Source organism: Pseudomonas sp. BN607, from assembly GCF_029871175.1.
GTDB lineage: Bacteria > Pseudomonadota > Gammaproteobacteria > Pseudomonadales > Pseudomonadaceae > Aquipseudomonas.
In genome coordinates, this window is sequence record NZ_SSOE01000028.1 from 25,367 (window position 1) to 51,589 (window position 26,223).

26 protein-coding genes are annotated in these 26,223 nt (G+C 63.1%); 13 read left to right on the top strand and 13 right to left on the bottom strand.

The window, feature by feature from the left end:
• Positions 1–20 precede the first annotated feature (20 nt).
• On the bottom strand, positions 21–1,862 hold the full coding sequence (ilvD, locus tag E8E68_RS06460) for a dihydroxy-acid dehydratase (RefSeq protein WP_060544907.1): 1,842 nt from the start codon (positions 1,860–1,862) through the stop codon (positions 21–23).
• Between the two features lie 478 nt (positions 1,863–2,340).
• Here ilvD and E8E68_RS06465 point away from each other — a divergent pair, with 478 nt between their 5' ends.
• Entirely contained in the window at positions 2,341–2,997 is a 657-nt protein-coding gene (locus E8E68_RS06465) for a magnesium transporter (RefSeq protein WP_110747139.1), read from the top strand.
• A 59-nt stretch (positions 2,998–3,056) separates the two neighbouring features.
• On the opposite strand, the gene E8E68_RS06470 is transcribed toward E8E68_RS06465, so the two are convergent.
• A complete protein-coding gene (locus tag E8E68_RS06470) occupies positions 3,057–4,253 on the bottom strand; it encodes a class I SAM-dependent rRNA methyltransferase (protein ID WP_110747141.1) in 1,197 nt (398 codons plus the stop codon).
• Between the two features lie 180 nt (positions 4,254–4,433).
• Here E8E68_RS06470 and E8E68_RS06475 point away from each other — a divergent pair, with 180 nt between their 5' ends.
• Together E8E68_RS06475 and mutM are read left to right on the top strand one after the other, a co-directional pair.
• Complete coding sequence (locus tag E8E68_RS06475) at positions 4,434–5,252, top strand: HDOD domain-containing protein (protein ID WP_177410781.1); 819 nt, start codon at positions 4,434–4,436, stop codon at positions 5,250–5,252.
• A gap of 3 nt (positions 5,253–5,255) precedes the next feature.
• Entirely contained in the window at positions 5,256–6,068 is an 813-nt protein-coding gene (gene mutM / locus E8E68_RS06480) for a bifunctional DNA-formamidopyrimidine glycosylase/DNA-(apurinic or apyrimidinic site) lyase (protein WP_266029040.1), read from the top strand.
• Between the two features lie 210 nt (positions 6,069–6,278).
• Here the strand turns inward: mutM and E8E68_RS06485 are convergent, their stop codons facing one another.
• The 3 genes from E8E68_RS06485 to E8E68_RS06495 form a co-directional block, all read right to left on the bottom strand.
• Positions 6,279–6,530 (bottom strand): YfhL family 4Fe-4S dicluster ferredoxin, encoded by a 252-nt coding sequence (locus E8E68_RS06485; protein WP_003249063.1) that lies wholly within the window; start codon positions 6,528–6,530, stop codon positions 6,279–6,281.
• 108 nt (positions 6,531–6,638) lie between these two features.
• Entirely contained in the window at positions 6,639–7,118 is a 480-nt protein-coding gene (coaD, locus tag E8E68_RS06490) for a pantetheine-phosphate adenylyltransferase (RefSeq protein ID WP_016489662.1), read from the bottom strand.
• Between the two features lie 151 nt (positions 7,119–7,269).
• Entirely contained in the window at positions 7,270–8,700 is a 1,431-nt protein-coding gene (locus E8E68_RS06495; RefSeq protein WP_280340283.1) for a coniferyl aldehyde dehydrogenase, read from the bottom strand.
• Between the two features lie 151 nt (positions 8,701–8,851).
• Here E8E68_RS06495 and E8E68_RS06500 point away from each other — a divergent pair, with 151 nt between their 5' ends.
• Both E8E68_RS06500 and E8E68_RS06505 read left to right on the top strand, forming a co-directional pair.
• Complete coding sequence (locus E8E68_RS06500; protein ID WP_266029042.1) at positions 8,852–9,517, top strand: TetR/AcrR family transcriptional regulator; 666 nt, start codon at positions 8,852–8,854, stop codon at positions 9,515–9,517.
• A 35-nt stretch (positions 9,518–9,552) separates the two neighbouring features.
• A complete protein-coding gene (locus tag E8E68_RS06505; RefSeq protein ID WP_266029043.1) occupies positions 9,553–10,407 on the top strand; it encodes a sulfurtransferase in 855 nt (284 codons plus the stop codon).
• Positions 10,408–10,419: 12 nt separating this feature from the next.
• Here E8E68_RS06505 and E8E68_RS06510 read toward each other — a convergent pair whose 3' ends face one another.
• The 6 genes from E8E68_RS06510 to E8E68_RS06535 form a co-directional block, all read right to left on the bottom strand.
• Positions 10,420–11,412: a hydrolase gene (locus E8E68_RS06510; RefSeq protein WP_110747154.1), complete on the bottom strand. Its 993-nt coding sequence runs from the start codon at positions 11,410–11,412 to the stop codon at positions 10,420–10,422.
• A gap of 60 nt (positions 11,413–11,472) precedes the next feature.
• A complete protein-coding gene (locus E8E68_RS06515) occupies positions 11,473–12,846 on the bottom strand; it encodes a pitrilysin family protein (RefSeq protein ID WP_280340286.1) in 1,374 nt (457 codons plus the stop codon).
• Entirely contained in the window at positions 12,839–14,140 is a 1,302-nt protein-coding gene (locus tag E8E68_RS06520; protein ID WP_280340288.1) for a pitrilysin family protein, read from the bottom strand. The genes E8E68_RS06515 and E8E68_RS06520 overlap by 8 nt, the downstream gene beginning before the upstream one ends.
• Positions 14,141–14,234: 94 nt before the next feature.
• A complete protein-coding gene (gene rsmD / locus E8E68_RS06525) occupies positions 14,235–14,837 on the bottom strand; it encodes a 16S rRNA (guanine(966)-N(2))-methyltransferase RsmD (RefSeq protein WP_266029046.1) in 603 nt (200 codons plus the stop codon).
• Positions 14,837–16,327, bottom strand: coding sequence for a pitrilysin family protein (locus E8E68_RS06530; RefSeq protein WP_110745190.1), 1,491 nt, complete (start codon positions 16,325–16,327; stop codon positions 14,837–14,839). Before E8E68_RS06530 ends, rsmD begins: the two co-directional genes overlap by 1 nt.
• Positions 16,320–17,675: a pitrilysin family protein gene (locus E8E68_RS06535; RefSeq protein ID WP_280340291.1), complete on the bottom strand. Its 1,356-nt coding sequence runs from the start codon at positions 17,673–17,675 to the stop codon at positions 16,320–16,322. Before E8E68_RS06535 ends, E8E68_RS06530 begins: the two co-directional genes overlap by 8 nt.
• Positions 17,676–17,906: 231 nt before the next feature.
• Here E8E68_RS06535 and ftsY point away from each other — a divergent pair, with 231 nt between their 5' ends.
• The 4 genes from ftsY (at position 17,907) to rpoH (ending at position 22,125) form a co-directional block, all read left to right on the top strand.
• Positions 17,907–19,463: a signal recognition particle-docking protein FtsY gene (gene ftsY, locus E8E68_RS06540; RefSeq protein ID WP_280340293.1), complete on the top strand. Its 1,557-nt coding sequence runs from the start codon at positions 17,907–17,909 to the stop codon at positions 19,461–19,463.
• Between the two features lie 2 nt (positions 19,464–19,465).
• Entirely contained in the window at positions 19,466–20,137 is a 672-nt protein-coding gene (gene ftsE / locus E8E68_RS06545; RefSeq protein ID WP_012274659.1) for a cell division ATP-binding protein FtsE, read from the top strand.
• Entirely contained in the window at positions 20,134–21,159 is a 1,026-nt protein-coding gene (ftsX, locus tag E8E68_RS06550; RefSeq protein ID WP_110745186.1) for a permease-like cell division protein FtsX, read from the top strand. The genes ftsE and ftsX overlap by 4 nt, the downstream gene beginning before the upstream one ends.
• 111 nt (positions 21,160–21,270) lie before the next feature.
• Positions 21,271–22,125, top strand: coding sequence for an RNA polymerase sigma factor RpoH (rpoH, locus tag E8E68_RS06555; protein WP_003249083.1), 855 nt, complete (start codon positions 21,271–21,273; stop codon positions 22,123–22,125).
• Positions 22,126–22,215: 90 nt separating this feature from the next.
• Here rpoH and mtgA read toward each other — a convergent pair whose 3' ends face one another.
• Positions 22,216–22,929, bottom strand: a complete 714-nt coding sequence (gene mtgA, locus E8E68_RS06560; protein WP_280340419.1) for a monofunctional biosynthetic peptidoglycan transglycosylase — start codon at positions 22,927–22,929, stop codon at positions 22,216–22,218.
• A 64-nt stretch (positions 22,930–22,993) separates the two neighbouring features.
• On the opposite strand from mtgA, the gene E8E68_RS06565 reads away from it, so the two are divergent.
• The 4 genes from E8E68_RS06565 to trmB all read left to right on the top strand — a co-directional run bounded on the left by E8E68_RS06565 (position 22,994) and on the right by trmB (position 25,267).
• Complete coding sequence (locus tag E8E68_RS06565) at positions 22,994–23,365, top strand: DUF423 domain-containing protein (protein ID WP_110745185.1); 372 nt, start codon at positions 22,994–22,996, stop codon at positions 23,363–23,365.
• Between the two features lie 102 nt (positions 23,366–23,467).
• Positions 23,468–23,668, top strand: coding sequence for a sulfur carrier protein ThiS (gene thiS / locus E8E68_RS06570; protein WP_110745194.1), 201 nt, complete (start codon positions 23,468–23,470; stop codon positions 23,666–23,668).
• Positions 23,669–23,722: 54 nt separating this feature from the next.
• Positions 23,723–24,535 (top strand): thiazole synthase, encoded by an 813-nt coding sequence (locus tag E8E68_RS06575; protein ID WP_110745184.1) that lies wholly within the window; start codon positions 23,723–23,725, stop codon positions 24,533–24,535.
• A 9-nt stretch (positions 24,536–24,544) separates the two neighbouring features.
• Positions 24,545–25,267, top strand: coding sequence for a tRNA (guanosine(46)-N7)-methyltransferase TrmB (trmB, locus tag E8E68_RS06580; protein ID WP_060516925.1), 723 nt, complete (start codon positions 24,545–24,547; stop codon positions 25,265–25,267).
• Between the two features lie 628 nt (positions 25,268–25,895).
• Here the strand turns inward: trmB and E8E68_RS06585 are convergent.
• Positions 25,896–26,222, bottom strand: a complete 327-nt coding sequence (locus tag E8E68_RS06585; protein ID WP_280340297.1) for a DUF3392 family protein — start codon at positions 26,220–26,222, stop codon at positions 25,896–25,898.
• Position 26,223 lies beyond the last annotated feature (1 nt).

Genomic DNA, 26,223 nt, shown 5'->3' on the forward strand with positions numbered 1-26,223 from the left:
TCAGGCAGGCCTAACGTGCTTTACAGCCCTTCAAGCATCGCCTTGTTACGTACTGCACCCTTGTCGGCACTGGTCGCCAGCAGGGCATAAGCCTTCAGTGCGGTAGTCACCTTGCGTGGGCGTACTTCTGCCGGTTTCCAGCCTTTCTTGTCCTGCTCGACGCGACGTTCGGCAAGCTCTTCGTCGCTGACCAGCAGGTTGATCGAACGGTTCGGAATGTCGATCAGCACCTTGTCGCCGTCACGTACCAGGCCGATCGCGCCGCCTGCAGCAGCTTCTGGCGAGGCGTGGCCGATCGACAGGCCCGAGGTACCGCCCGAGAAGCGGCCGTCGGTGAGCAGGGCACAAGCCTTGCCCAGTCCCTTGGACTTCAGGTACGAGGTCGGGTAGAGCATTTCCTGCATGCCCGGGCCACCTTTCGGGCCTTCGTAGCGGATGATCACGATGTCGCCGGCCTTCACTTCATCAGCGAGGATGCCACGCACGGCGCTGTCCTGGCTCTCGAAGATCTTTGCGGTGCCTTCGAACACGTGAATCGACTCGTCGACACCGGCGGTTTTCACGACGCAGCCATCCAGGGCGATGTTGCCGTACAGCACGGCCAGCCCGCCTTCTTGCGAGTAGGCGTGCTCAAAGCTGCGGATGCAGCCGTTTTCACGGTCGTCATCCAGGGTCTCCCAACGGGTCGACTGGCTGAATGCGGTCTGGGTCGGGATACCGGCAGGGCCGGCCTTGAAGAAGGTGTGCACGGCTTCGTCATCGGTCTGGGTGATATCCCATTTGGCGATGGCTTCTTCCATGCTGCGGCTGTGCACGGTCGGCAGGTCGGTGTGCAGCAGGCCGCCGCGGGCCAGAGAACCGAGGATGCTGAAGATGCCGCCGGCGCGGTGCACGTCTTCCATGTGGTACTTCTGGATGTTCGGCGCCACTTTGCACAGCTGCGGCACTTTGCGCGACAGGCGGTCGATATCGCGCAGGTCGAACGCCACTTCACCTTCCTGTGCCGCTGCCAGCAGGTGCAGGATGGTGTTGGTCGAACCGCCCATGGCGATGTCGAGCATCATGGCGTTCTCGAACGCCTTGAAGTTGGCGATGCTGCGTGGCAGGACCGACTCGTCGTTCTCGCCGTAGTAGCGCTTGCACAGCTCGACGATGGTGCGGCCGGCCGTGAGGAACAGCTGCTCGCGGTCGGCGTGGGTGGCCAGGGTCGAACCGTTGCCCGGCAGGGCCAGGCCCAGGGCTTCGGTCAGGCAGTTCATCGAGTTGGCGGTGAACATGCCGGAGCACGAACCGCAGGTCGGGCAGGCACTGCGCTCGTATTCAGCGACCTTCTCGTCGGAGGCCGTGGAGTCGGCCGCGATGACCATGGCATCGACCAGGTCCAGGCCGTGGCTGGCCAGTTTGGTCTTGCCGGCTTCCATCGGGCCGCCAGAAACGAAGATCACCGGGATGTTCAGGCGCAAGGCGGCCATCAGCATGCCGGGGGTGATCTTGTCGCAGTTCGAGATACAGACGATGGCGTCGGCGCAGTGGGCGTTGACCATGTATTCCACGGCGTCGGCAATGATCTCGCGGCTTGGCAGCGAGTACAGCATGCCGTCGTGGCCCATGGCGATACCGTCGTCGACCGCGATGGTGTTGAATTCCTTGGCCACGCCACCGGCGCGTTCGATTTCGCGGGCGACCAGCTGGCCCAAGTCCTTCAGGTGCACGTGGCCCGGAACGAACTGGGTGAACGAGTTGGCGATGGCGATGATCGGTTTCTTGAAGTCTTCGTCCTTCATCCCGGTTGCGCGCCACAGGGCACGGGCGCCGGCCATGTTGCGGCCTTGGGTGGAAGTCTTGGAACGATAATCAGGCATGAAACACTCCTGGCGGCTTAATCAGGTCACAAAAAGGGGAGTGAGCTTCTCTTGTCCTTTGTGCCGCAGGCCGGTTGCCACTGGCACGGATGGGGCCGAAGACCGCGCGGGATCGCCGCGTGCTTGGCCAGAGCTCATAAACCCGCCGGGGATGACTGGCGATGAATAGGCCGATTCTACACCGCTGGCGCGGCGAGGGAATGAAGATGTGCCTGGGCGGTGACTTTGGCCTGTTGGCCGGTACTTGTAGGACGCTTCCGAAACGGGGTGCAAGGGGCTGACCAGCCCACTCCGAACGCCTATTATCCGGCCGCCGCATGTGCGGTATCACGAGACACATCCTCAATGGACCTTCCCAGTTACCGGTTCTACCCGAACCTGCAATCTGGCACTGAGCGCGCCGCCGCCAGGGCTGCCGAAGGCTTGAGCCCGCAAGGCTGAAGTCTGTAGGCGCCTGCGTTGGCGCCTGGAGAACTTCATGCAACATCAAATCGATAAAAACATCCTTCAGCCGGACACCCTGGCAGCCCTCGAAACCCAGCGGCGCGAGGTGACCGAGGACTTCCACAAAGGCGCGTCGATCACGAACCACGTTGGCAACCTGCGGGATGCGACACTGGGGCTGCTGTACCGCAAGCGAGTGCTATGGCTGGTGTTGCTGGTGTTCGGCAACCTGTTTTCGGGGGCGGGTATTGCCGCCTTCGAAGAAACCATCGCCGCACACATTGCCCTGGTGTTCTTCCTGCCGTTGCTGGTGGACAGCGGCGGCAATGCCGGTGCCCAGTCGGCAACGCTGATGGTGCGCGGGCTGGCGACAGGCGAGGTGTTCATGCGCGACTGGTGTCGCATGCTGGGTCGCGAATTCGGGGTGGCCCTGGCGCTGGGCTGCACCATGGCATTGGCGGTAGCGTTTCTGGGAGTACTCCGCGGAGGCCCGCAAATTGCCCTGATCGTCGCCAGCAGCATGGTCGTGATCGTGCTGGTCGGCAGCCTGATCGGCATGAGCCTGCCGTTCCTGCTAAGCCGTTTCAAGCTGGACCCTGCCACCGCCAGCGGGCCGCTGATCACGTCGATTGCTGATGCGGCAGGGGTGCTGGTGTACTTCGGCATTGCGACGCAGGTGCTGGATATCTGATGCGGTTCTGAACGGGCTTCACCGGCCATTGGGGGCGGTGAAGCCCGTACATCGCTGTATCAGCTGTTTGGCAGCAAGCGGCAGGTGATGCTCTTGATGTAGCGGGTCTCGGCGATGGCCGGGTGAACCGGGTGGTCAGGGCCCTGACCGCCGCGCTCGAGCAACTGCATGTTGCGGTCCAGGTGACGGGCGCTGGTCAGCAGAATGTTGTGCAGGTCGTCCTCGGGCAGGTGCATCGAGCACGAGGCGCTGACCAGGATGCCATCCTTGCTCAGCATGCGCATGGCCTGTTCGTTCAGGCGGCGGTAGGCCGCTTCGCCGTTTTTCAGGTCTTTTTTGCGCTTGATGAAGGCGGGTGGGTCGGCAATGATCACGTCGAAGCGCTCTTCGGCAGCCTTGAGCTCGCGCAGGGCCTCGAATACATCGCCTTCGATGCAGGTGAGCTTCTCGCTGATGCCGTTCAGCGCGGCGTTACGCTCCACACCATCCAGGGCAAAGCCCGAAGCATCGACGCAGAATACTTCGCTGGCGCCGAATGCGCCGGCCTGCACGCCCCAGCCACCGATGTAGCTGAACAGGTCGAGTACACGCTTGCCCTTCACGTAGGGGGCCAGGCGCGCACGGTTCATGCGGTGGTCGTAGAACCAGCCAGTCTTCTGGCCTTCACGAACCGGGGCTTCGAACTTGACACCGTTTTCTTCCAGCGGCACCCAGTCTGGCACTTCGCCGTAGACGGTCTCGACATAGCGCTGCAGGCCCTCGGCGTCACGGGCGGCGGAGTCGTTCTTGAACAGGATGCCGCTTGGCTTGAGCACTTGCACCAGGGCAGCGATCACGTCGTCCTTGTGCGCTTCCATGGTGGCCGATGCCAGCTGTACCACGAGAATGTCGAAGAATCGATCGACCACCAGCCCAGGCAGCAGGTCGGAATCGCCGTAGACCAGGCGGTAGCAAGGCTGGTCGAACAGGCGCTCGCGCAGCGAAAGGGCGACGTTCAGGCGGTGTACCAGCAGCGACTTGTCCAGTGGCAGCTTGATATCGCGCGACAGCAGCCGGGCGCAGATCAGGTTGTTCGGGCTAAGGGCGACGATGCCCAGTGGCTTGCCGTTGGCTGCCTCGAGAATGGCCTGCTGGCCGGCCTGGAAGCCTTGCAGTGGGGTCGCGCTTACATCGACTTCGTTGCTGTAGACCCACAGGTGGCCGGCGCGCAGGCGGCGGTCGGCATTGGCTTTGAGGCGAAGGCTGGGCAGGGACATGACGTCGCTCCGGGAAAAAGAGCGGGATTATAGCGTGTCTGCCTGGTCTTCGCCTTCAGAGGTGTAGTGCCTGTCAAGGCGAGCCCCAGGGGGGTAAAATCGCCGGTCCTAACCGAGTATGCACGTATGTCCCAAGAACTCAGCGCCGAACAGATCCAGCAAGCCTTGCAAGGCATCACCATCCCGCCGCAACCGCAGATCATGGTCGACCTGCAGTTCGAGCAGTACATGCCTGACCCGGACCTGGAAACCATCGCCAAGCTGATTTCCCAGGACCCGGGCCTCTCGGGCGCCTTGCTCAAGCTGGTCAATTCGCCGCAATTCGGCCTGTCCAACAAGATTGGCTCGATCCAGCGCGCGGTAAACCTGCTGGGTAGCCGGTCGATCATCAACCTGATCAACGCCCAGTCGATCAAGGGCGAGATGAGCGACGAGACCATCGTCACCCTCAACCGCTTCTGGGATACCGCCCAGGACGTGGCGATGACCTGCCTGACCCTGGCCAAGCGCACCGGCATCCAGGCCGCGGACGAGGCCTATACCCTCGGCCTGTTCCATGACTGTGGCGTGCCGCTGATGCTCAAGCGCTTCCCCAACTACATGGATGTGCTGGAAGAGGCCTACGCCAAGGCCGACGGGGAAACGCGGGTGGTCGACACCGAAAACCGCGCGTTCAACACCAACCATTCGGTGGTCGGCTATTTCACCGCCAAGTCCTGGCGCTTGCCCGAGCACCTCAGTGCGGCCATCGCCAACCACCACAATGCCCTGGCGGTGTTCCGCGACGAGAGCTGCCGCAATACCCAGAACCAGCTGAAGAACCTGTTGGCGGTGCTGAAGATGGCCGAGCACATCTGCGCCTCCTACCGGGTACTGGGCAACCAGGTGGTGGACCACGAATGGAACGTGGTCGGCCCGTTGGTGCTCGATTACATTGGTTTGTCGGAATACGATTTCGAAAACCTCAAGCAGAACATTCGCGAGCTGGGCGGGCACTGACACATGCCGGAATTACCTGAAGTAGAAACCACCCGGCGCGGTATTGCGCCGCACCTGGAAGGCCAGCGCGTCAGCCGTGTGGTAGTGCGCGACCGGCGCCTGCGCTGGCCGGTCCCCGAAGACCTCGATGTGCGGCTTTCGGGGCAACGTATTGTGAGTGTCGAGCGGCGCGCCAAGTACCTGCTGATCAATGCGGAGGTCGGTACGTTGATCAGCCACCTGGGCATGTCGGGCAACCTGCGCGTGGTCGAGCTGGGCTTACCGGCGGCCAAGCATGAGCATGTGGATATCGAGCTGGAGTCGGGGCTGATGCTGCGCTACACCGATCCGCGCCGCTTTGGTGCCATGCTTTGGAGCCTGGACCCACTGAACCACGAGTTGCTGTTGCGCCTGGGGCCAGAGCCGCTGACCGACCTGTTCGACGGTGAGCGGTTGTTCCAGCTCTCGCGTGGGCGGTCGATGGCGGTCAAGCCGTTCATCATGGATAACGCGGTGGTGGTGGGGGTAGGCAACATCTACGCCACCGAGGCGCTGTTCGCCGCGGGTATCGACCCACGGCGCGAGGCGGGCGGGATTTCCCGGGCGCGTTACCTGAAGCTTGCGATCGAGATCAAGCGAGTGCTGGCGGCGGCGATCGAGCAGGGCGGCACCACCCTGCGCGACTTCATCGGTGGCGACGGGCAGCCGGGGTATTTCAAGCAGGAATTGTTCGTCTACGGGCGCGGTGGACAGCCGTGCAAGGTATGCGGCACGACGTTGCGCGAAGTGAAGCTGGGGCAGCGGGCGAGCGTGTACTGCCCGCGCTGCCAACGATGAAACGTTCGCTGCAAGCCTATTGAAGTAAATGTGCTGTCACGCAGAGAACGCCGGTCATTGTGGGAGCGGGCTTGTCCCGCGAAGGGGGCCGCGCGGTGTATGGCACCGGCTTTGCCGGTGTTCGCGGGGCAAGCCCGCTCCCACAGAGTCCCTGCCAAATCAATAAGTCATGTTTTGTTCTATGGGAGCCATGCAGAGAGGGGCAGGTGATCAGCCCTTGCCAGTGATCCGGCGGTACTTGGCCATCAGCTGTTCTTCGGTCTCTGGGTGCGCTTCATCCAGCGGGATGCAGTCGACCGGGCAGACCTGCTGGCACTGCGGCTCATCGTAGTGACCCACGCACTGGGTGCACAGGTTAGGGTCGATCACGTAGATCTCTTCGCCTTGGGAGATGGCCTCGTTCGGGCACTCGGGTTCGCAGACGTCGCAGTTGATGCAATCGTCGGTGATGATCAGGGACATGGGGACTCCGGCCGGGGCGCGTTGCCCGGGCATATTCAACGCAATGGGCACAATTGTGCCGCATTCGCGCCCGCAGTGCACGTGGGCGCGATGATCAGGCGCTAAAGATTACTTCTTGAAGCGTTCGGTCAGCGCCTCGGCCACCACCGGGTGGACGAACTTGCTGATATCACCACCCAATGCGGCTATTTCCCGGACCAAGGTCGAGGAAATGAACGAATAACGCTCCGACGGCGTGAGGAACAGGCTCTCGACATCAGGAGCGAGTTGCCGGTTCATGTTCGCCAGCTGGAACTCGTACTCGAAGTCGGACACCGCACGCAGGCCGCGTAGAAACACATTGGCGCCCTGTTCCTTGGCGAAATGCGCCAACAGCGAAGAGAAGCCGATGACTTCGACATTGGGCAGGTGCTTGGTGACCTCACGGGCCAGCGCTACCCGTTGTTCCAGCGGGAACAGTGGGTTTTTCTTGGGGCTGGCAGCCACCGCGATAATCACGTGGTCGAACAGGCGCGAAGCGCGCTCGACCAGGTCGCCATGGCCTTTGGTAATGGGGTCGAAAGTACCCGGGTACAACACTCGGTTCATCGCGTCATCCTGGCTGGAGTGCGTTGGGGAGTCGGATGGTAGCGCAGCGACGGCGCCCCGGCCAAGTCGTGCGGCCGGCTGATGGCACTATAGACAGTGGGCGTATTCGTTGTCATGCGCTGTGTGCTGGCGGGCGACCAGCGCTTTGCTGTCAACGGATGAACACCCTGTAGACCAGGCGCTGCAGGGCTTTGCCATAAGGCGGGTAGATCAGCCGGGCGGCGTTGATGCGTTGCTTGGCCAATACCGCCTTGGCCTTGCTGAAGGTCAGGAAGCCTTCATGGCCGTGGTAGTGCCCCATGCCGGAAGGCCCGATGCCGCCGAATGGCAGGTCGTCCTGGGCCACGTGCAGCAAGGTGTCGTTCAGGCACACCCCGCCGGAATGGCTGTATTGCAGGACATGTTGCTGTTCGCTGCGGTCGTAGCCGAAGTAGTACAGCGCCAACGGCCTCGGGCGCTGGTTGATGTACGCCAGCGCGTCATCGAGGGTGTCGTAAGGCACCAGCGGCAGCAGCGGGCCGAAGATTTCATCCTGCATCACCTGCATGCTGTCGTTCACCTTTGTCAGCAGGTGCGGGGGCAGGCGCCGGCCTTGGCGCGCTTCGTGGGTGTACAGGTCGATCACTTGCGCGCCCTTGCTGCGGGCGTCCTCCAGCATGTGCTCCAGGCGCTTGAGCTGGTGAGGGTTGATGATGGCGCTGTAGTCGGGGTTGTCGGCGATGTGTGGGTACATGCGCTGCACGGCATTGCGATAGGCATCGGCAAAGTCGTTGAGGCGCTCGCGTGGCACCAGTACGTAGTCGGGTGCGACGCAGGTCTGGCCGGCGTTGAGCGTCTTGCCGAAGGCGATGCGCTCAGCGGCGGCATCCAGCGGCACGCTGGCCGAGACGATGGCCGGGGACTTGCCGCCCAGTTCCAGGGTCACCGGGGTCAGGTTTTGTGCGGCTGCCAGCATGACCTGACGGCCGATGCTGGTGGCACCAGTGAACAGCAGGTGGTCGAAGGGCAGGCGGGCGAACGCCTGGCCAACCTCGACCTCGCCAAGCACGACGCTGACCAGGTCTTCGGGGAATACCCGCTGCAGCAGTGACTTCAGGGCCAGCCCACAGGCGGGGGTCGCCTCGCTGAGCTTGAGCATCACCCGGTTGCCGGCGGCCAGTGCGCCGGTCAACGGGCCGATGGCGAGGAACAGCGGGTAATTCCACGGCACGATGATACCGACCACGCCCAATGGCTGGTACAGGACCCGTGCGCTGGCCGGCTGGAACGCCATGCCCACGGTCCGTCTGGCCGGGCGCATCCAGCGCTGCACGTGGCGTTCGGCATGGCGGATGCCTTGCACTGACGGCAGCAACTCGGCCAGCAAAGTCTCATCGGCGCTGCGCCCGCTGAAGTCGGCATCAATGGCCGCGATCAGTTGCTGCTGGTCTGCCAGCAGAGCCTCGCGCAGGCTTTCAAGCCACTGCCGGCGCTGGGCTGCAGGGGGCATGGGGTTGCCGGCAAACGCCTGGCGCTGGGCGGCGAACGAGGCTTCAAGTTCGCTGTCGGAATGCACAGGAGGCGAGGCAATGGTCGAGTTCACGGCGGTCTCCCGGCTGGGCTTGAGGTCTCTGGAGCCTATACTTTGATTGGTACCATAGTGCGACTATTTTCATGCAAGGCAACGGTGCATCAGCGGGGTGAATCGCCGTAAGATGACCCTTTGTCGAAAGCCCGCAGATTGGGAGCTGAGCATGGCCCCGCGCATGAAGACTCGAGAGCGCATCGTGCAGAACAGCCTGGAACTGTTCAATCAGCAGGGCGAACGTAGTGTCAGTACCAATCACATTGCCGCGCACATGGAAATCTCGCCCGGCAACCTGTATTACCACTTCCCCAACAAGCAGGCGATCATCGCCGTGTTGTTCAGCCAGTACGAAGCGCTGGTGGACAGCTTCCTGCGCCCTCCACAAGGACGAACAGCCACGGTGGAGGACAAGCGCTTCTACCTCAAGGCCTTGCTCGCGGCGATGTGGAACTACCGTTTCCTGCACCGCGACCTTGAGCACCTGCTGGATAGCGACGCGGAGCTGGCCGGCCGTTACCGGCGCTTTTCCGAGCGCTGCCTGCACCAGGGCCAGGCGATCTACCGTGGCTTCGTCGAGGCTGGCATCCTGGTCATGGCGCCGGCGCAGATCGAGTCGCTGACCATCAATGCCTGGATCGTGCTGACCTCATGGGTACGTTTTCTCAGCACCACGCGTGAACATTCCGCGCACCTGGGTGAAGAAGCCTTCAAGCGCGGCGTCTATCAGGTGCTGGTGCTGGAACTCGGCTTTGTCACCGATAACGCACGCAATGCCGTGGACGCGCTGTGCCAGGAATTTCACGTTCCGTTCAACCAGGCCCTGGAGCTCTAGCCCGGGGCCTTTGTGCCATCGATCAGGAGATTGTCATGCCGCTTGCGCAATTGATCACCCCGCAGCAGTTGGCCGAGCGCCTGGACTCGCCCAAGTTGGTGATCCTCGACTGCCGCTTTGCCCTCGAGGATGTGGACTATGGCCAACGCAGTTATGCCCAGGGGCATATTGCCGGCGCGCATTTTGCCGACCTGGACCGTGACCTCAGCGGGCCGGTGAGCAAGGGCCGCACCGGGCGCCACCCGTTGCCCGATGCGCAGCGGCTGGTTGCGCGCCTGCGTGAGTGGGGCCTGGATAACGACAGCGAGGTGGTGCTGTACGACGATGGCCCTGGCGCCTTTGCCGCCCGCGCCTGGTGGCTGCTGGCCTGGCTGGGCAAGCGCAGCGGCGTGGCGATTCTCGATGGCGGCCTCAAGGCCTGGCACGCGGCGCATCTGCCGCTGAGCCTGGACCCACCGCCCAGACGCGAAGGCACCTTCAGCGGTGAGCCTGACGCCAGGCTGCTGATCGATGCCGAGCATCTGGGCAAGCGCCTGGGCAGTGCTGACCTGACGTTGATCGATGCACGTGCCTTGCCGCGTTTCCGCGGTGAAGTAGAACCGATCGACCCGGTGGCAGGGCATATTCCAGGTGCCCGATGCGCAGCGTTTACCGACAATCTGGGCGCTGATGGGTGCTTCTTGCCGGCGGACCAGCTCAGGCAGCGCTTTGCCGAAATGCTTGCCGGGCGGGCGCCGGAGCAGTTGGTGTCTTACTGCGGATCTGGGGTGACGGCTTGCCATAACCTGTTTGCCTTGGCGCTGGCGGGCTACCCGCTAGGCAAGCTGTATGCCGGGTCGTGGAGTGAGTGGATCAACAATCCCGCGCACGGCGTGGCTACGGGCGAATAGATTCCGCTCGGGCTAGGTACCTTCGACCAGCCACTGCGGAATCCGGCGCTCCAGGTAATACCCCGGATTGCGCAGGCTGCCGTCCACAAAGCCCACATGCCCACCACGGCTATGCAGTTCGAAGCGGGTTTGCGATGCCAGTTCACGGGCTGTGGGCAAGCTGTGGCAGGACACGAACGGGTCATCGCTGGAATGGATGATCAGCGTCGGCGTGCGGTTCTGGCCCAGGAAGAAATGGCTCGATGAGCGACGATAGTAGTCGTGCACGTCGCGAAACCCGTTCAGGGGGGCGGTAACCCTGCCGTCGAAGTCCCAGAATGTGCGCAACTTGGTCAGTGGCCCCAAGCGCTGCAGCGTCGCCAGCCGGTCATGTTGGCCGTTGGCGTGAAAGTGCTGCTGCTTGAGCTGTACATACGCCAGCATTTCGCGCATGAAGTGCGCTTGGTAAACCTTGGAGAAACCTTGGCCAATGCGGTCGGCACAGTGGTCCAGGCGAAACGGCACCGATACTGCGACCGCCGCCTCCAGCTGGCTGGCGACCCCGCTCTCGCCCAGGTATTTCAGCAGAACGTTGCCCCCCAGCGAGTAACCCACCGCATACAGCGGCGCCAGTGGGCGCTGGGCGCGCAGGTGGCTGACAATTTCGGCCAGGTCCTCGCTGGCGCCGGAATGGTAGCTGCGGGGCAGGAGATTGGGCTCGCCCGAGCAGCCGCGCCAGTTCGCTGCCACACTGGCCCAGCCGCGTGCGTGCAAACTTTGCTGCAGGCCTTTGACGTACGGCGAATGGGACGAACCGGTCAGCCCGTGCAGCACCAGCACCAACGGCACATGCGGCTGGTGCGGGCCGTGCCAGTCCAGGTCGATGAAGTCACCGTCGGCCAGCCACAAGCGTTCGCGGCTACGTGGCAGGTCCGGCAGCTTGCGCCACAATGGCCCCCACAGCGTTTGCAGATGGGGGTTGGACAGGCCGAAGGCTGGGTGGAACGTGGCGCTGGTAGTGGGCATGCTGGGCGACTCATGTTGTGCCTGCCTAGAGTGCCATGAAACAGCGCCACAGTACCTGCGCTATTGGTAGAGGGCCGGCAACGCTTGCTGCTCGGCTTGAGGGCCGACACTGACCAGCACCTTCTGGTCCAGGTCGAGCCGGCGCTGCATGACAGCGCGAAGGTCCGCTGGGGTCAGCCTGCCGATGCGCTCGATGTAGGTGTTCAAATGGTCCGCGGGCTGGTTTTGATGGGTGATCTGCGCGAGCAACGCTGCCAGGCTCTTGTTTTGCGCTATCCCGCGTAGCTGTTGCCCGGCCAGACGATTGCGCGCCAGGTCCAGCTCGGCCTGGGTCGGGCCTTGGTCGATGAAGTCGCGCAGCAGCTCCTCTACCAAAGCCTGCGAGCCTTGCACGTACGCAGGGGCGATTTCCCACGAGATGCTCAACAGGCCACCGGCACTCATGGGCGACACTCGACTGTAGATACCGTAGGTCAGCCCACGGCGTTGGCGCATTTCCACCATCAGGCGGGATTCGAGGTCTGCCCCCAATACCTCGCTAGCCAACACCAGCGCTGGATACTCCGGGTCATTGGCGGGTACGTTCATGGGCACTGCCAATACCAATGCACTGCTGGCACCCTCCTGCTCGATGTTCACAGTTGCACTGGCTGCTGCCGGCACGGCAGGCAGTTCCACGGCGGACCAGCCCTGGGGCAGGGCCTGACTTATTTGCTGGGCAATGTCTTGTGCATCAGCAAGCGAGAGGTCCCCGACCAACACCATTTCCAGGTTGCTGGCGGAGTAAGCACGCTGGTGGAATGCCCGCAAGTCCTCAGGGGTGACAGTTGCCATACCCTCGGCTGTGCTGCCCCACGGGTTGCCGTAGGGGTGCCCCTTGAACAAATGGCGGAAAACTTCGCTCCGGGCCCTGATGTCGGGGCGCCGTTCTCGTGATGCATTGGACTGCAACAGCTGGCGCTTCACCGTCTCCAATGCAAGGGCTGGAAAGGCAGGGCGTGCGGCAAGATCGATGAAAAGCGCCAAGGCAGGATCAAGCAGGGCTTTGCTGCTCAGGCTGCGCAGGCTCAATGTCGCGTGCTCCAGGCGGACCTGTTTGTCCATGATCGCGCCCAGCCGCTCCATGCGCTCGGCTTGCTGGGCGGCGGTGTAAAGCTGGCTGCCCTCGTCGAGCATATACAGCGTCAGGGCTGCCAGGCCGGATTGCAGGGTGTCTTGGCTTGTGCCGGCCTTGAACCGCAATACCACATCGACGATAGGTAACCCACGTGCTTCGACGAACTTCACACCTGCGCCTGTTGCTGTTGTCCAGGCTTGCACATGTGTCTGATGGGGGGTGAGCTGGTTCAGGTCCAGCCCCTGGGCAGAGATCAGGCCGCCAAAAATATCATCGCCATCGGCCGTCTGCTGGGGCTGCGCAATAGTGTCACTCATCAGCGCTCTCCTTGGTGTGCATGAAAGTAATAGCGGCTCGGTCTTCGGTGAGGAAGTCCAGGGCAGCCTGGCCAACGTGTTCGGCTGTCACGGCGTTGATGGCCTGCCGTTCATCGTCCAGCGTCACGGGGTCCAGGCCGCAGCTGGCCTGCTTGCCGATGGTTTCTGCCTGTTTGCCGATATCGTCCATTTCGAACATTCGCCTGGCCAGCAGCCGCGCTTTGGCGCGTTGAAGGCCTTCCTTGGAGGGGGCTGAGTGGCGGAACGCATTGATTTCCAGCATCAGCCTTTCGGCTGCTGCTTCTGGCGTAACCTGTGGGCTGCAGAAGGCGTAGAGGGTCAGCAGGCTGTCGCCCCGTTGCCAGGGCTCATAATCTGACCGGATCCCCCGTAGTAGCGGTTCCTCCAACACCAACCTGCGTTGCAAGGTGCTGGCTTGACCGTCGGCCAGGATGTCGGGTAGCAGCCTCAGTGCATAAGCTTGCTCATCAGACTCGGCGGTACATTGGCTGGGGAGGTTGAAACTGAGGATCACGCCCGTGTACAGGCCTTGCAAGCGCAGGGTCTGGTCGCGCCGTACAAGAGCGGGCGGGGCTTTGTGGGTTTGTCGCAGCGGCAGGCGATTGGCGGGGATCGCTGAAAAGTGCCGGGTTACCAGGGTTTGCAGCTGTGGCAAGGCAATGTCGCCGGCTACTGCAAGCGTGGCGTTGTTAGGGTGATACCAGCTTTGGTACCAGGTACGTGCTGCAGCCAGCGTCATGTGGCCAAGGTCCGCTTTGTGACCGATCACTGGCGTGCCGTAGCCGCTGTTGCCATAGGCCAGTAGCTGGTGATGCTCCAAGGCCAGCGCGAGAGGGGTGTTATCGATATTTTCACGTCGCTCGGCCATGACCACCGCCAGTTCGCGAGCGAAGGGTGCGCTGTCGAGGGTTGCGCTCGCCATCACGTCGGCCATGGCTTCCAACGCAATCTCCAGGCGATTGCTGGGCAAAGTAAGCGGGAAGATTGTGGCTTCTTGGGCAGTGAATGCATTCGGATTGCCACCCAGGCGGGCCATGAGCGCGGAGTACTGGCCGCCGGCCAATTTGCTGCTGCCTTCGAACAGCAGATGCTCCAGTGCGTGAGAAAGGCCAGTGTGGCCTTCAGGCTCATAGCTGGAGCCGACGTGATACCACAGTTGCGCACTGACCAGCGGCGCGCGCCTGTCTTCACGAAGGTACACACGCAAGCCATTGGCCAGTGTAAAAGCGCTTACTGCGCTGGTGGGCGCAGGCGGGGAAGGGTTTTGGGGCATGGTTGACGCGCTCCTGCAAGAATCGAAGGAGAAGCTTCAGCCATGCCCCAGGCCGGTTGGCGGTAACTAAATACACCAGCCCCGGGTTACGTGGTCAGGCCCGCTGCCAAAGTGCGTAGTGCACCTGGCCAGTCTTTTTTTCACGGTGCAGGCGCCAGTTGCCTGGCAGCTGCAAGCTCGACGGCGCCGCCTCGCTTTCGGTGTAGACCCACGCCTGTTCACTCAACCACTGGTGTTGCTCTAGCAGGTTGCACGTATTGGCCAGCAGATCCTGGTTGAACGGAGGGTCGAGGAACACCACGTCGAACTGCTGCTTGGCCGGGCCTTGCAGGTAGCGCAAGGCATCGGTCTGCAGGATCTGCCCGCGCGGGCAGCGCAGGATCTCGAGGTTGTTCTTGAGGTTGGCGATGGCCGCCGGGTTGCTGTCCAGCGCCACCGCATCTTCCGCCCCGCGGGACAGGGCTTCGAGCACCAGGGCACCGCTGCCGGTGAAGGCGTCCAGCACCCGGGCGCCCTCGATGTAGGGGGCCAGCCAGTTGAAGACGGTTTCGCGCACGCGGTCGGGCGTTGGCCGCAGGCCTTCGCCTTCAGGCACCGCCAGGCGGCGGCTGCGCCACTCGCCAGCGATGATGCGCAGGTGGCCCTGGCCCTTGCTTTGGCCTGTTTGCGGGCGGGCGGGAGGGGTGGATCTTGGCATTAGTGCTCCGGTACCCCGAGCGGCTGCTCGGAGGGCTTGTCAGTGGGTGCTGGCAGCGCTTTCTGTGGCACTTTCGGGCCAACGGTGACGATCACCAGTTTATCGGCTGACAGGTGTTTGTTCATGGCTGCCTTGACCTGCTCGACGGTAAGCGCCTGGGACTGCTGCATGAAGTCCTCCAGCCAGGTCAGAGGCAGGTTGTAGAAACCGATGGCGCCGAGTTGGCCGACGATGCTGGCATTGCTGGCATTGGACAGCGGGAAACTGCCGGCCAGCTCACGCTTGGCGTCGTCCAGTTCCTGTTGGCTGGGCCCTGTCTTCAGGTAGTCGGCGAGAATGCCCTGCACCAGCTTGAGCGTGCCTTCGCTGAGCTCGGCACGGGTTTGCAGGTTGATCATGAACGGGCCGCGGACCTGCATCGGGCTGAACACCGAGTACACACCGTAGGTCAGGCCGCGTTTTTCTCGCACTTCACTCATCAGCCGGGTACCGAACGCACCGCCGCCGAGGATCTGGTTGCCCAGCGACAGCGCTGGCCAGTCCGGGTCCTGGCGGTCGATGCCCAGTTCAGCCAGCATCAGGTGGGTCTGCTTGGACGGGAAGTCGATATGGGTAAGGCCTGCCTTGGCATCGGCGGGCTGAGCCGGTGCGGCAAGCGCCGGGCCCTTGGGCAGGCCGGCAGACACCTGCGCGGCGATGGCTTCAGCCTCGGCGCGGCTGAGGTCGCCGACCAGGGCGATCACTGCGTTGCCGCCGGTATAGGCCTTGGCGTGGAAGGCCCGCAGCTGTGCGAGGCTAATGCCGTTTATGCTTTCGGCGGTGCCGTCGCTTGGGTGAGCGTAGGGGTGGTCGCCGTAGAGGTTGGCGAACAGCGCCTTGCCGGCAATCTTGCCGGGGTTCTGCTTCTCGTACTCGAAACCCGCCAGCATCTGGTTCTTGATGCGCTTGAGGGCGTCCTCAGGGAAGCTAGGCTTGCCGGCCACCTCGGTGAACAGCTTGAGCGCCGGCTCGCGCTTGTCCTTGGCGCTGAGGCTACGCAGCGAGGCCACGGCCATGTCGCGGTAGGAACCGTTGCCAAAGTCTGCGCCTAGTCCTTCGAAACCTTCCGCGATAGCGGTCACGTCCTTGCCGGCCACACCTTCGTTGAGCATGGCGTTGGTCAGCGCAGCCAGGCCTGGCGTGCCGCCGTCCTGGCTGCTGCCGGCAGCGAAAGTGACACGCAGGTCGAACATCGGCAGTTCGCGGGCCTCGACAAACAGTACCCGGGCACCCTCGGCGGTGTTCCAGTGCTGGATGTTCAGCTGGCGCCGGCTGGGCGCTTTGCCATCCAGCTCGGCCAGCGACTGCAAGGTATTGGCCGGGCGAGCCGCGTTGCTGTCGGCCTTGGCGGCGTTGTCGGCCATGGCCGGGGCAGCCAGCACTGCCGCCAGCGCCAGGGCGCGGATGCCGGTGGCCAGCAGGGTTGGGCGTGGTGCGCGACGATCACTCATGAGCGGGCTCCTCAGGCAAAACATGGGCAACGCTCAGGCGTTCGCGGGTGAAGTAGGTGCGCGCGGCGTTCTGGATGTCCTGCGGGGTGACGCGCTTTAGCTCATCCAGTTCGCTGTCGATCAGTTTCCAGGACAGGCCGACGGTTTCCAGCTGGCCAATGGTGGTGGCCTGGCTGCTGATGGAGTCGCGGTCGTAGACCAAACCGGCGATGACCTGTGCACGTACCCGCTCCAGCTCTTCGGCGCTGGGCGGGGTGGTCTTGAGTTCGTCCAGTAATTGCCACACGCCTTTCTCGACGTCGGCCATGGTTTTCTGTTTCTGTACGTTCGGTGTGGCCGAAATCAGGAACAGGCTGTCGCCTCGGGTGAAGGCGTTGTAGCTGGAAGATGCGCCGGCCACCAGCTCCTGGCCACGTTCCAGTCGGGCTGGCATGCGGGCGCTGTAGCCACCGTCGAGCAGTGCCGAGATCAGGCGCAGGGCATGCACGGTACGCGGGTCCTTGGCAGTCGGCAGACCGGGCACGTTGAAGCCATAGATCAGGCTTGGGAGCTGGGTGCGTACATGCAGGGTCAGCTGACGCAGGCCAGGCTCGGCCAGCTCCAGTGGCAGCTTGGCCGGCGGCACGGCGCGCTTGGGGATGCTGCCGAAGTACTTCTGCGCCAGGCCCTTCACCTCGTCGGGTGTGACGTCCCCAACTACCACCAGCGTGGCGTTGTTGGGCGCGTACCAGGATTCGTACCAGTGGCGCAGTTCCTCTACCTTCATCCGTTCCAGGTCGGCCATCCAGCCGATGGTCGGGGTGTGGTAACCGCTGGCCGGGTAGGCCATGGCGCGGAACAGCTCAAAAGCCTTGGCGTTGGGCTGATCGTCGGTACGCAGGCGGCGTTCTTCCTTGATCACCTCGATTTCCTTGCTGAACTCGTCGGCCGGCAGGCGCAGGCTGGCCAGGCGGTCGGCCTCCAGCTCCAGCGCTACCGGCAGGCGGTCGCGTGCCAGCACCTGGTAATAGGCGGTGTAGTCGTCGCTGGTGAAGGCGTTCTCTTCAGCGCCCAGGTCACGCAGTACCCGCGAGGCCTCGCCGGGGCCAAGTTTGGCGCTGCCCTTGAACATCATGTGTTCCAGCGCGTGCGACAGCCCGGTCTGGCCCGGCGTTTCGTAGCTGGAGCCGACCTTGTACCAGATCTGCGAGACCACCACCGGGGCGCGGTGGTCTTCGCGCACGACCACCTTCAGGCCGTTGTCGAGGATGAATTCGTGGGTGGGTTGCACATCGGCGGCGAAGGCTGCGAGCGGCAGGCAGAGCGTGCCGAGCAACAGGCCTGCGGCGCGGCGGGCTAGAGCATTCATAAGGTGTTCAACCTGTTCGACGGCCCGCTGGGTTTAGCGTCGGCGGGCCAGGAGGTGCTAGGATACTGATCCGGTTGCCTGGCGACCATGCCTGTCGCCGTTCTGGCCCGCAGGACACTAAGACAAAACGTTGCGCATGAACCAGCCGGCTTCAAGATAGTCTGTTCTGCGTAGAGAGAATTCCCGATGAGCCATTGCTGGCTCATCGCTACCCTGAGATAGCCGTCCTCCATGTTTGGTTCCAACGACGACAAGAAAGCGCCGGCCGAGGCTGGCGAGAAGAAAGGCCTGTTCAGCTGGTTTCGAAAGAAGCCGCAGCAACCTGTCGCCGAACAGCCACAAGCCCCTGAACCCCAGGCTGTAGAGCCTGTAGCACCGGCGTCCGCCGTCGAGCAGCTTGAAGCTGCTCCGGTGGCACCGACGGTTGCAGAAGCCCCCGTACCTGCACCTGAGGCCCCTCGGGCTACCGAGCCAGCATTGGCCCCTGAGCCTGCACCTGCCCCGGTGGTTGCGCCGGTCCCTCAGCCTGCACCTGTCCCAGTGGCTGCCCCGGCTCCTGAGCTTGCGCCGGCCCCTGTGGTTACTCCGGTGCCTGAGCCTACCCCTGTGGGCATGGGCGTGCCCGCGAATGCCGAGCCTGTCGCCCCACAGGTCGAAACCCCTGCGCCAATAGCAGCACAGGTCGTTCAAGCCGTTGAACCCCCGGTCAGCAACCTGGTCTTGCCCGTTGCCGAGGAGCCCGTCGCTCTCGTCCCTGACTTGGAGCCGAAGGCTCCGCCAGCGATCCCTGAGCGCCCGGTAGCAGAGCCCGTGCAGTCCGAGGCCGAGCCTGTGGCGGCCGCAACCGTTACCGAACCAGCCAAACCCGGCTTCTTCGCCCGCCTGAAGCAGGGCCTGTCCAAGACCAGCGCCAGCATCGGCGAGGGCATGGCCAGCCTGTTCCTCGGCAAGAAGGTCATCGACGACGACCTGCTCGACGAGATCGAGACGCGCCTGCTGACCGCCGACGTGGGTGTGGAAGCCACCTCGGCCATCGTCCAGAACCTGACCCAGAAGGTCGCCCGCAAGCAACTGGCCGACGCCGACGCCCTGTACAAGTCACTGCAGGAAGAACTGGCAGCATTGCTGCGCCCGGTCGAGCAGCCGCTGAAAGTGCAGGCGCAGAACAAGCCCTACGTGATCCTGGTTGTGGGCGTGAATGGCGCCGGCAAGACCACCACCATCGGCAAACTGGCGAAAAAACTGCAGCTGGAAGGCAAGAAAGTCATGCTGGCCGCGGGTGATACGTTCCGTGCCGCGGCGGTCGAGCAACTGCAGGTGTGGGGCGAGCGGAACCAGATCCCGGTCATCGCCCAGCACACCGGTGCCGATTCTGCCTCGGTGATCTTCGACGCCGTGCAGGCCGCCAAGGCCCGTGGCGTTGACGTGCTGATCGCCGACACTGCCGGCCGCTTGCACACCAAAGACAACCTGATGGAAGAACTGAAGAAGGTCCGCCGGGTCATCGGCAAGCTTGACGTTGAGGCGCCGCACGAGGTGCTGCTGGTGCTTGACGCCGGCACCGGCCAGAACGCCATCAGTCAGGCCAAGTATTTCAACCAGAGCGTCGAGCTGACCGGCCTGGCCCTGACCAAGCTGGACGGCACTGCCAAGGGCGGGGTGATCTTCGCCCTGGCCAAGCAGTTCAACATCCCGATCCGTTTCATCGGCGTCGGTGAAGGCATCGACGACCTGCGCACCTTTGAAGCCGAGCCGTTCGTCAAGGCTCTGTTCGCCGAGCGAGACTGACCATGATCCGATTCGAACAGGTTGCCAAGCGCTATCCCAATGGTCATGTCGGTTTGCATGAGCTGAGTTTCCGGGCGCGCCGGGGCGAGTTCCTGTTCGTCACCGGCCACTCGGGTGCCGGCAAGAGCACCTTGCTGCGCCTGCTGCTGGCCATGGAACGCCCTACCAGCGGCAAGCTGATGCTGGCCGGGCAGGACCTGGGCCAGATCAGCAACGCACAAATCCCGTTCCTGCGCCGGCAGATCGGCGTGGTGTTCCAGAACCACCAGCTGTTGTTCGACCGCACGGTGTTCAACAACATCGCCTTGCCGCTGCAGATTCTCGGCCTGTCCAAGGCCGAGATCGCCAAGCGCGTGGACTCGGCCCTGGAGCGCGTGTCGCTGTCCGACAAGGGCGAGCTGTTCCCGGCCGACCTGTCCACCGGGCAGCAGCAGCGGGTCGGCATTGCCCGCGCTATCGTCCATCAGCCGGCGCTACTGCTGGCTGACGAACCTACCGGTAACCTCGACCCTCGGCTGGCGGCAGAAATCATGGGCGTGTTCGAGGACATCAACCGGTTGGGCACCACAGTATTGATCGCCAGCCACGACCTGGCACTGATTGCGCGCATGCGTCACCGCATGCTCACCTTGCAGCGCGGCCGCTTGATCGGCGATGGGGAGGCCGGCCAATGAGCACTACACGTACGCCGAAGGTTTCCGAGCGGGTTGCGCCGAAGCCGGCCGACCCGCAACCTGCGAAGAAAAAACGCGGTGAAGACGATGACGGCCCGGATTTCCGCACGCTGCTGCATGCCTGGCTGGAAAGCCACCGTGCCAGCATGGCCGACAGCCTGCGCCGCCTGGGCAAGCAGCCGATCGGCAGCTTCTTCACCTGCCTGGTGATGGCGGTGGCACTGAGTATGCCGATGGGCCTGTCGTTGCTGCTGAAGAACGTCGAGCAACTGGGCGGCTCGTGGCAGCGCGCAGCGCAGATTTCGCTGTACCTCAAGCTGGATGCCGGCAGCCGTGACGGAGAGGCGCTGCGCGACGAGATCAAGGGCATGCCTGGCGTGGCGGATGCGCAATATGTCAGCCGCGAGCAGGCGCTTGAAGAGTTCCAGCAACAGTCCGGCTTGGGCGAGGCCCTGCGCGAACTGCCTGACAACCCGTTGCCAGGGGTGGTGGTAGTCACTCCGACCGAGGTCGACAAGCCGGCCCTGGACGCCTTGCGTCAGCGCTTGTCGGAGCTGCCACGGGTGGAAGTGGCGCAGCTGGACCTGGTCTGGGTCGAGCGGCTGGCCGCTATCCTCAAGCTGGGTGACCGCTTCGTCTTTGGTCTGGCCGTGATGCTGATTTCTGCCCTGCTGTTAGTAATCGGTAACACAATTCGTCTACACATTGAAAACCGCCGCGTCGAGATCGAAGTGATCAAGCTGGTCGGTGGCACCGACGCCTACGTGCGCCGGCCTTTCCTGTACATGGGCGCCCTGTATGGCCTGGGCGCGGGGTTGCTGGCGTGGGGTATCCTGGCGTTTGGCCTGAACTGGCTGAACGAGGCGGTGGTAGGGCTTTCCGGGCTGTATGGCAGTGACTTCGCCCTGGGTGGGGTGCCGGCGTCCGATGGTCTGTCGCTCTTGATCGGAGCGGTGCTGTTGGGGTATATCGGTGCATGGATTGCAGTCGCCCGCCACCTGAACGAGCTGGCGCCGCGATAGTTTTTACGTGCCAGCATTGACATTTTCTTCACTGCGGAACTTGTACCGTCGTTCCAGGTCAATGTTGGCAGCGCCCACAAGGCGCGAGTTTTGAAAGTCGGAGGTTCTTGAATGACCACATCGTTGCAACCTGCCTATGCCCTGGTACCCGGTGCAAACCTGGAAGCCTACGTGCACACGGTCAACAGCATCCCGCTGCTGACGGTCGAGCAGGAGCGTGATCTGGGCGAGCGTCTCTATTATGAGCAGGATGTCGAGGCCGCTCGTCAAATGGTGATGGCCCACCTGCGGTTCGTCGTACATATCGCCCGTAGCTACGCCGGCTACGGGTTGGCCCAGGCCGACCTGATCCAGGAAGGCAACGTCGGCCTGATGAAGGCCGTCAAGCGCTTCAACCCGGAAATGGGCGTGCGCCTGGTGTCGTTCGCCGTGCACTGGATCAAGGCAGAGATCCACGAGTTCATCCTGCGCAACTGGCGCATCGTCAAGGTGGCCACCACCAAGGCCCAGCGCAAGCTGTTCTTCAACCTGCGCAGCCAGAAGAAGCGCCTGGCCTGGTTGAACAACGACGAAGTGCATCGCGTGGCGGAAAGCCTGGGTGTCGAGCCGCGCGAAGTGCGCGAGATGGAAAGCCGCCTCAGCGGCCAGGACATGGCCTTCGACCCGGCAGCCGAGGCTGACGACGACAGCGCCTTCCAGTCGCCTGCGCACTACCTGGAAGACCATCGTTACGACCCTGCGGTGCAACTGGAAGATGCCGACTGGAGCGACAACTCCACCAGCAACCTTCACGAAGCGCTGCAAGGGCTGGACGAGCGTAGCCGCGATATTCTCTACCAGCGCTGGTTGGCCGAAGAAAAGGCTACGTTGCATGAGCTGGCTGACAAGTACAGCGTTTCGGCTGAGCGAATTCGCCAGCTGGAGAAAAATGCGATGAACAAGGTCAAGGCGCTGATCGCTGCCTGATCAAGCCTTGATTGTAAAGAAAGCCGCTGGCCCCGATGGGGCGAGCGGCTTTTTTGTGCGCGGCGCTCGATCTGCGCATCACCGCGAAATTCAAAGCTTGCTGCGTGAGGTGTCGAGCTGCATCAGGTAACCCGGCCCGCCCAACTGGCTCATCTGCCGGCGAATCCAGCCGGCCCGGCTGGCCACGTAGGCGCTTGGCCGGCTGGCACTCCACTTGATTGGGCTGGGCAGCACCGCCGCCAGTTGCGCGGCCTGCTGGCGGCTGAGCCGGCTGGCATCCACACCAAAGTGATAGCGCGCCGCGGCTTGGGCCCCAAACACTCCCTTGCCCCATTCGGCGCTGTTCAGGTAAACCTCAAGAATCCGCTCCTTGGACCAGAACAGCTCGATCAAGGCTGTGAACCAGGCTTCCAGCCCTTTGCGGAACCAGCTGCGCCCGGACCACAGGAACAGGTTCTTGGCCACCTGTTGGGTCAGGGTGCTGGCCCCGCGAATGCTGCCGCCGCGCTCGTTGTAGGCCAGGGCCGCCTGGATGGCAGGGATGTCGAAACCCCAATGGTTGGCGAACTTCTGGTCCTCGCCGGCAATGACTGCGACCTTTAGCTCATCGGAGATGTTTTCCCATGGCTCCCAGTCGCGCTGCAGGTCGATCGGCTCGCCATTCACCCATGACTGTACCTTGCGCTCGACCATCAACGCCGTGCCGGGCGGCGGCACCCAGCGGAACACCAGCACCAGCACGATGCTGCCGGCAACGAACCAAAGCAGGGCGCGGGAGAGGCGGCGGATAAGGGTTGGCAGCATGGCGATGGCTTGGCCGTTTGGGTGGAAGGGGCCATTATACAGACCCGATACAAGGAGTCGTCCCATGCTTCGCAGCTTCCTGATGCTTGCCGCTTTTTTCGGCTTTACCGGCGTCGCCCTGGGCGCGTTCGCTGCCCATGGCCTGAAGAATCGTCTGACGGCCGACTACCTGGCGATCTTTCATACCGGCGTGACCTATCAGTTGGTACATGCCCTGGCGATCTTCGGTGTTGCCCTGCTTTCTGCTCACCTGCCCGGGCGCCTGGTCGGTTGGGCCGGGGGGCTGTTTGTCATAGGCATCGTGCTGTTCTCCGGCAGCCTGTACCTGCTGACCCTCAGCGGCCTGGGCAAGCTGGGCATCATCACCCCGATTGGTGGCCTGTGCTTCCTTGCCGGCTGGCTGTGCCTGGGCCTGGCAGCCTGGCGGCTGGGCTGACCGAGTGGTCCACAATCGCGACTAATGGCGCGCACCGCCCTTGGGTTGCAGGTCGGTTCGGCGCTAGAATGCGGGCCCCAACGAACAATGGTGGCCGTGCGCATGCGCATTCAACTGAACGGTGAACCTTACGAACTGCCTGCCGGCGAGAGCGTTGCAGCCCTGCTGACGCGCCTGGAGCTGAGCGGGCGCCGCATTGCCGTGGAACTGAACCTGGATATCGTGCCGCGTAGCCAGCACGACAGCACGCTGCTGAACGACGGCGACCAGGTCGAAGTAGTTCACGCCATCGGTGGCGGCTGACAGCAGCCTGGCGGTTCACAAGCAAGCCCTGCAACCTTTTCCCGAGGAACAACGATGAGCAACGTTCGTAGCGACAAGCCCTTCATCCTGGCCGGGCGCACTTTCCAGTCGCGCCTGCTGGTTGGCACCGGCAAGTACCGTGACATGGAAGAAACCCGCCTGGCAACCGAGGCCTCGGGTGCCGAGATCGTCACCGTGGCCGTGCGCCGGACCAACCTTGGCCAGAATGCGGGCGAGCCGAACCTGCTCGACGTACTGTCGCCCGACAAGTACACCATCCTGCCAAATACCGCAGGTTGCTTCGACGCCGTCGAGGCAGTTCGTACCTGCCGCCTGGCCCGTGAGCTGCTCGATGGCTACAAGTCCCATGAGTCGCGGACCTTGGTCAAGCTGGAAGTGCTGGCTGACCAGAAAACCCTGTTCCCCAATGTGATCGAAACCCTCAAGGCCGCCGAAGTGCTGGTCAAGGACGGTTTCGACGTGATGGTGTACACCAGCGACGACCCGATCATCGCCCGTCAGCTGGCTGAGGCCGGCTGCATCGCGGTCATGCCGCTGGCCGGCCTGATCGGCACCGGCCTGGGCATCTGCAACCCCTACAACCTGCAGATCATCCTGGAAGAATCCAAGGTGCCGGTGCTGGTCGATGCCGGTGTGGGTACCGCTTCCGACGCCACCATCGCCATGGAAATGGGCTGCGAGGCAGTGCTGATGAACTCGGCCATCGCCCACGCCCAGCAGCCGGTGCTGATGGCCGAAGCCATGAAGCACGCCATTGTCGCCGGTCGCATGGCCTACCTGGCCGGGCGTATGCCGAAGAAACTCTATGCCAGCGCCTCTTCGCCGCTGGATGGTCTGATCAAGTAAGAGCTCCTGATGACTGAATCGCACGATACGCCGATCACCCCCGACGGCGAAGCCCGCCCACACCGCCGCATCAAAAGCTTCGTGATGCGCGCCGGGCGCATGACCGAAGGCCAGCAACGCGGCCTGGACCAGGGCGGCCCGCTGTACATCCTGCCGCTGGCCGACAGCCCGGTGGACTATGACCAGGTGTTCGGCCGTTCGGCGCCGCGCACCCTGGAGATCGGCTTCGGCATGGGCCATTCCCTGCTGGAAATGGCGGCTGCCGCGCCTGAACAGGACTTCATCGGTGTGGAAGTGCACCGCCCGGGTGTCGGCGCGCTGCTCAACGGCGTACTGACTCAGGGCCTGAAGAACCTGCGGGTGTACGACTGCGATGCCATCGAAGTGCTGAACCGCTGTGTGGCGGACAACAGCCTCGACCGCCTGATGCTGTTCTTCCCAGACCCTTGGCACAAGGCGCGCCACCACAAGCGCCGCATCGTCCAGCTGGAGTTTGCCGAGCTGGTACGTCGCAAGCTCAAGCCCGGTGGCGTGTTCCACATGGCCACCGACTGGGAGCCGTATGCCGAGTACATGCTGGAAGTGATGAGCGCCGCCCCGGGCTATCGCAACCGTGCAGCCGACGGCACCTACGTGCCACGCCCGGAAGAGCGCCCGATCACCAAGTTCGAACGCCGCGGCGAGCGGCTGGGGCATGGGGTGTGGGACTTGAAGTTCGAGAAGGCGGATTGATCGGCTGATCTGGCCTTTCGATGTGCTGGTGCTTGCAGAAATGCGGGCGAAAAAAACCGCCTTGAGAAAGGCGGTTTTTTTGTGAGCGACAGGACTGAGTATCCTTCGCTCTGGGACTTCACCGAAAACGTCCCCACAGTCAGGGGATCATAAGCAGCCAAAAAGGGCGCGTCAACGATCAGAAATTCCAGCATCACGTGTGTCTGCGCGGTTAACAGCTTTGATTGCGCATCCCAATTATCATCGTGTTGCTCCTGTGGGGAAAAATTCGGTGATGGGTCGGGTAGGAGAAGAATTCTGCTTTCCGGCCCCTTCGACACGGCCTGAGAACCGTGCCGGTAACTGACTTCGAAGGGCCATTAACCTGGCCACTTCACCGAACACGTCCCCAGAGTTTTCGAAGGCATCGAAGTGCCGGTTAGATGCTGGAAGATTGGCCCGCCAACACGGAGGCCAAGGCATATGAAGCGTTTGCTTGATGCGCTGAGCCGCGTCTGGAAGCTCATTCGGATCTTGATTGTGCTCAAGACCGTTCGGGACTTCATGCGTGACCACTTCGATGATGCCCGTTAAGGGCTAGTCAGGTGGTAGGGCTGCCCTGGTTTCCCGGGGCAGCTTTTTGCAACCCTTACCCTCGGCGATCAGCCACCACACCAATCAACACCAGCACCACCAGCAACACCGGCGCCAGCGCGTAGTTGTTGAACTGGCCCAGCCCCTTCACCACCCACGGCGTGGCGTAGATCAGTGCCGCACCGCTGCCGATCATCACCATCAGGGCTATGAACGGCACCCGCAGTGCACCCGCTAGGCCACCGAGGCGTTGTTCGGCCCAGGCTTTGACATCGCTGCCGAACAGCACCAGCAGGCAGCCTACCAAGGCCAGTGAAATCTCCGACAGGTTGCCGCGGCTCCAGCGGGAAACCGTCGCGAGCAGATCAAGTACCAGATCCATG

Excerpts from the sequence above, each read along its gene's own strand:
- coaD (WP_016489662.1), bottom strand. The coding sequence starts at position 7,118 with ATGAACCGAGTGTTGTACCCGGGTACTTTCGACCCCATTACCAAAGGC.
- rsmD (WP_266029046.1), bottom strand. The coding sequence starts at position 14,837 with ATGCCAAGATCCACCCCTCCCGCCCGCCCGCAAACAGGCCAAAGCAAG.
- E8E68_RS06530 (WP_110745190.1), bottom strand. The coding sequence starts at position 16,327 with ATGAGTGATCGTCGCGCACCACGCCCAACCCTGCTGGCCACCGGCATC.
- E8E68_RS06505 (WP_266029043.1), top strand. The coding sequence starts at position 9,553 with ATGCCGCTTGCGCAATTGATCACCCCGCAGCAGTTGGCCGAGCGCCTG.
- E8E68_RS06585 (WP_280340297.1), bottom strand. The coding sequence starts at position 26,222 with ATGGATCTGGTACTTGATCTGCTCGCGACGGTTTCCCGCTGGAGCCGC.
- mtgA (WP_280340419.1), bottom strand. The coding sequence starts at position 22,929 with ATGCTGCCAACCCTTATCCGCCGCCTCTCCCGCGCCCTGCTTTGGTTC.
- ilvD (WP_060544907.1), bottom strand. The coding sequence starts at position 1,862 with ATGCCTGATTATCGTTCCAAGACTTCCACCCAAGGCCGCAACATGGCC.
- E8E68_RS06575 (WP_110745184.1), top strand. The coding sequence starts at position 23,723 with ATGAGCAACGTTCGTAGCGACAAGCCCTTCATCCTGGCCGGGCGCACT.
- E8E68_RS06535 (WP_280340291.1), bottom strand. The coding sequence starts at position 17,675 with ATGAATGCTCTAGCCCGCCGCGCCGCAGGCCTGTTGCTCGGCACGCTC.
- E8E68_RS06565 (WP_110745185.1), top strand. The coding sequence starts at position 22,994 with ATGCTTCGCAGCTTCCTGATGCTTGCCGCTTTTTTCGGCTTTACCGGC.
- E8E68_RS06465 (WP_110747139.1), top strand. The coding sequence starts at position 2,341 with ATGCAACATCAAATCGATAAAAACATCCTTCAGCCGGACACCCTGGCA.
- E8E68_RS06520 (WP_280340288.1), bottom strand. The coding sequence starts at position 14,140 with ATGCCCCAAAACCCTTCCCCGCCTGCGCCCACCAGCGCAGTAAGCGCT.
- E8E68_RS06500 (WP_266029042.1), top strand. The coding sequence starts at position 8,852 with ATGGCCCCGCGCATGAAGACTCGAGAGCGCATCGTGCAGAACAGCCTG.
- E8E68_RS06485 (WP_003249063.1), bottom strand. The coding sequence starts at position 6,530 with ATGTCCCTGATCATCACCGACGATTGCATCAACTGCGACGTCTGCGAA.
- E8E68_RS06470 (WP_110747141.1), bottom strand. The coding sequence starts at position 4,253 with ATGTCCCTGCCCAGCCTTCGCCTCAAAGCCAATGCCGACCGCCGCCTG.
- ftsE (WP_012274659.1), top strand. The coding sequence starts at position 19,466 with ATGATCCGATTCGAACAGGTTGCCAAGCGCTATCCCAATGGTCATGTC.
- E8E68_RS06510 (WP_110747154.1), bottom strand. The coding sequence starts at position 11,412 with ATGCCCACTACCAGCGCCACGTTCCACCCAGCCTTCGGCCTGTCCAAC.
- E8E68_RS06515 (WP_280340286.1), bottom strand. The coding sequence starts at position 12,846 with ATGAGTGACACTATTGCGCAGCCCCAGCAGACGGCCGATGGCGATGAT.
- trmB (WP_060516925.1), top strand. The coding sequence starts at position 24,545 with ATGACTGAATCGCACGATACGCCGATCACCCCCGACGGCGAAGCCCGC.
- rpoH (WP_003249083.1), top strand. The coding sequence starts at position 21,271 with ATGACCACATCGTTGCAACCTGCCTATGCCCTGGTACCCGGTGCAAAC.
- ftsX (WP_110745186.1), top strand. The coding sequence starts at position 20,134 with ATGAGCACTACACGTACGCCGAAGGTTTCCGAGCGGGTTGCGCCGAAG.
- mutM (WP_266029040.1), top strand. The coding sequence starts at position 5,256 with ATGCCGGAATTACCTGAAGTAGAAACCACCCGGCGCGGTATTGCGCCG.
- thiS (WP_110745194.1), top strand. The coding sequence starts at position 23,468 with ATGCGCATTCAACTGAACGGTGAACCTTACGAACTGCCTGCCGGCGAG.
- ftsY (WP_280340293.1), top strand. The coding sequence starts at position 17,907 with ATGTTTGGTTCCAACGACGACAAGAAAGCGCCGGCCGAGGCTGGCGAG.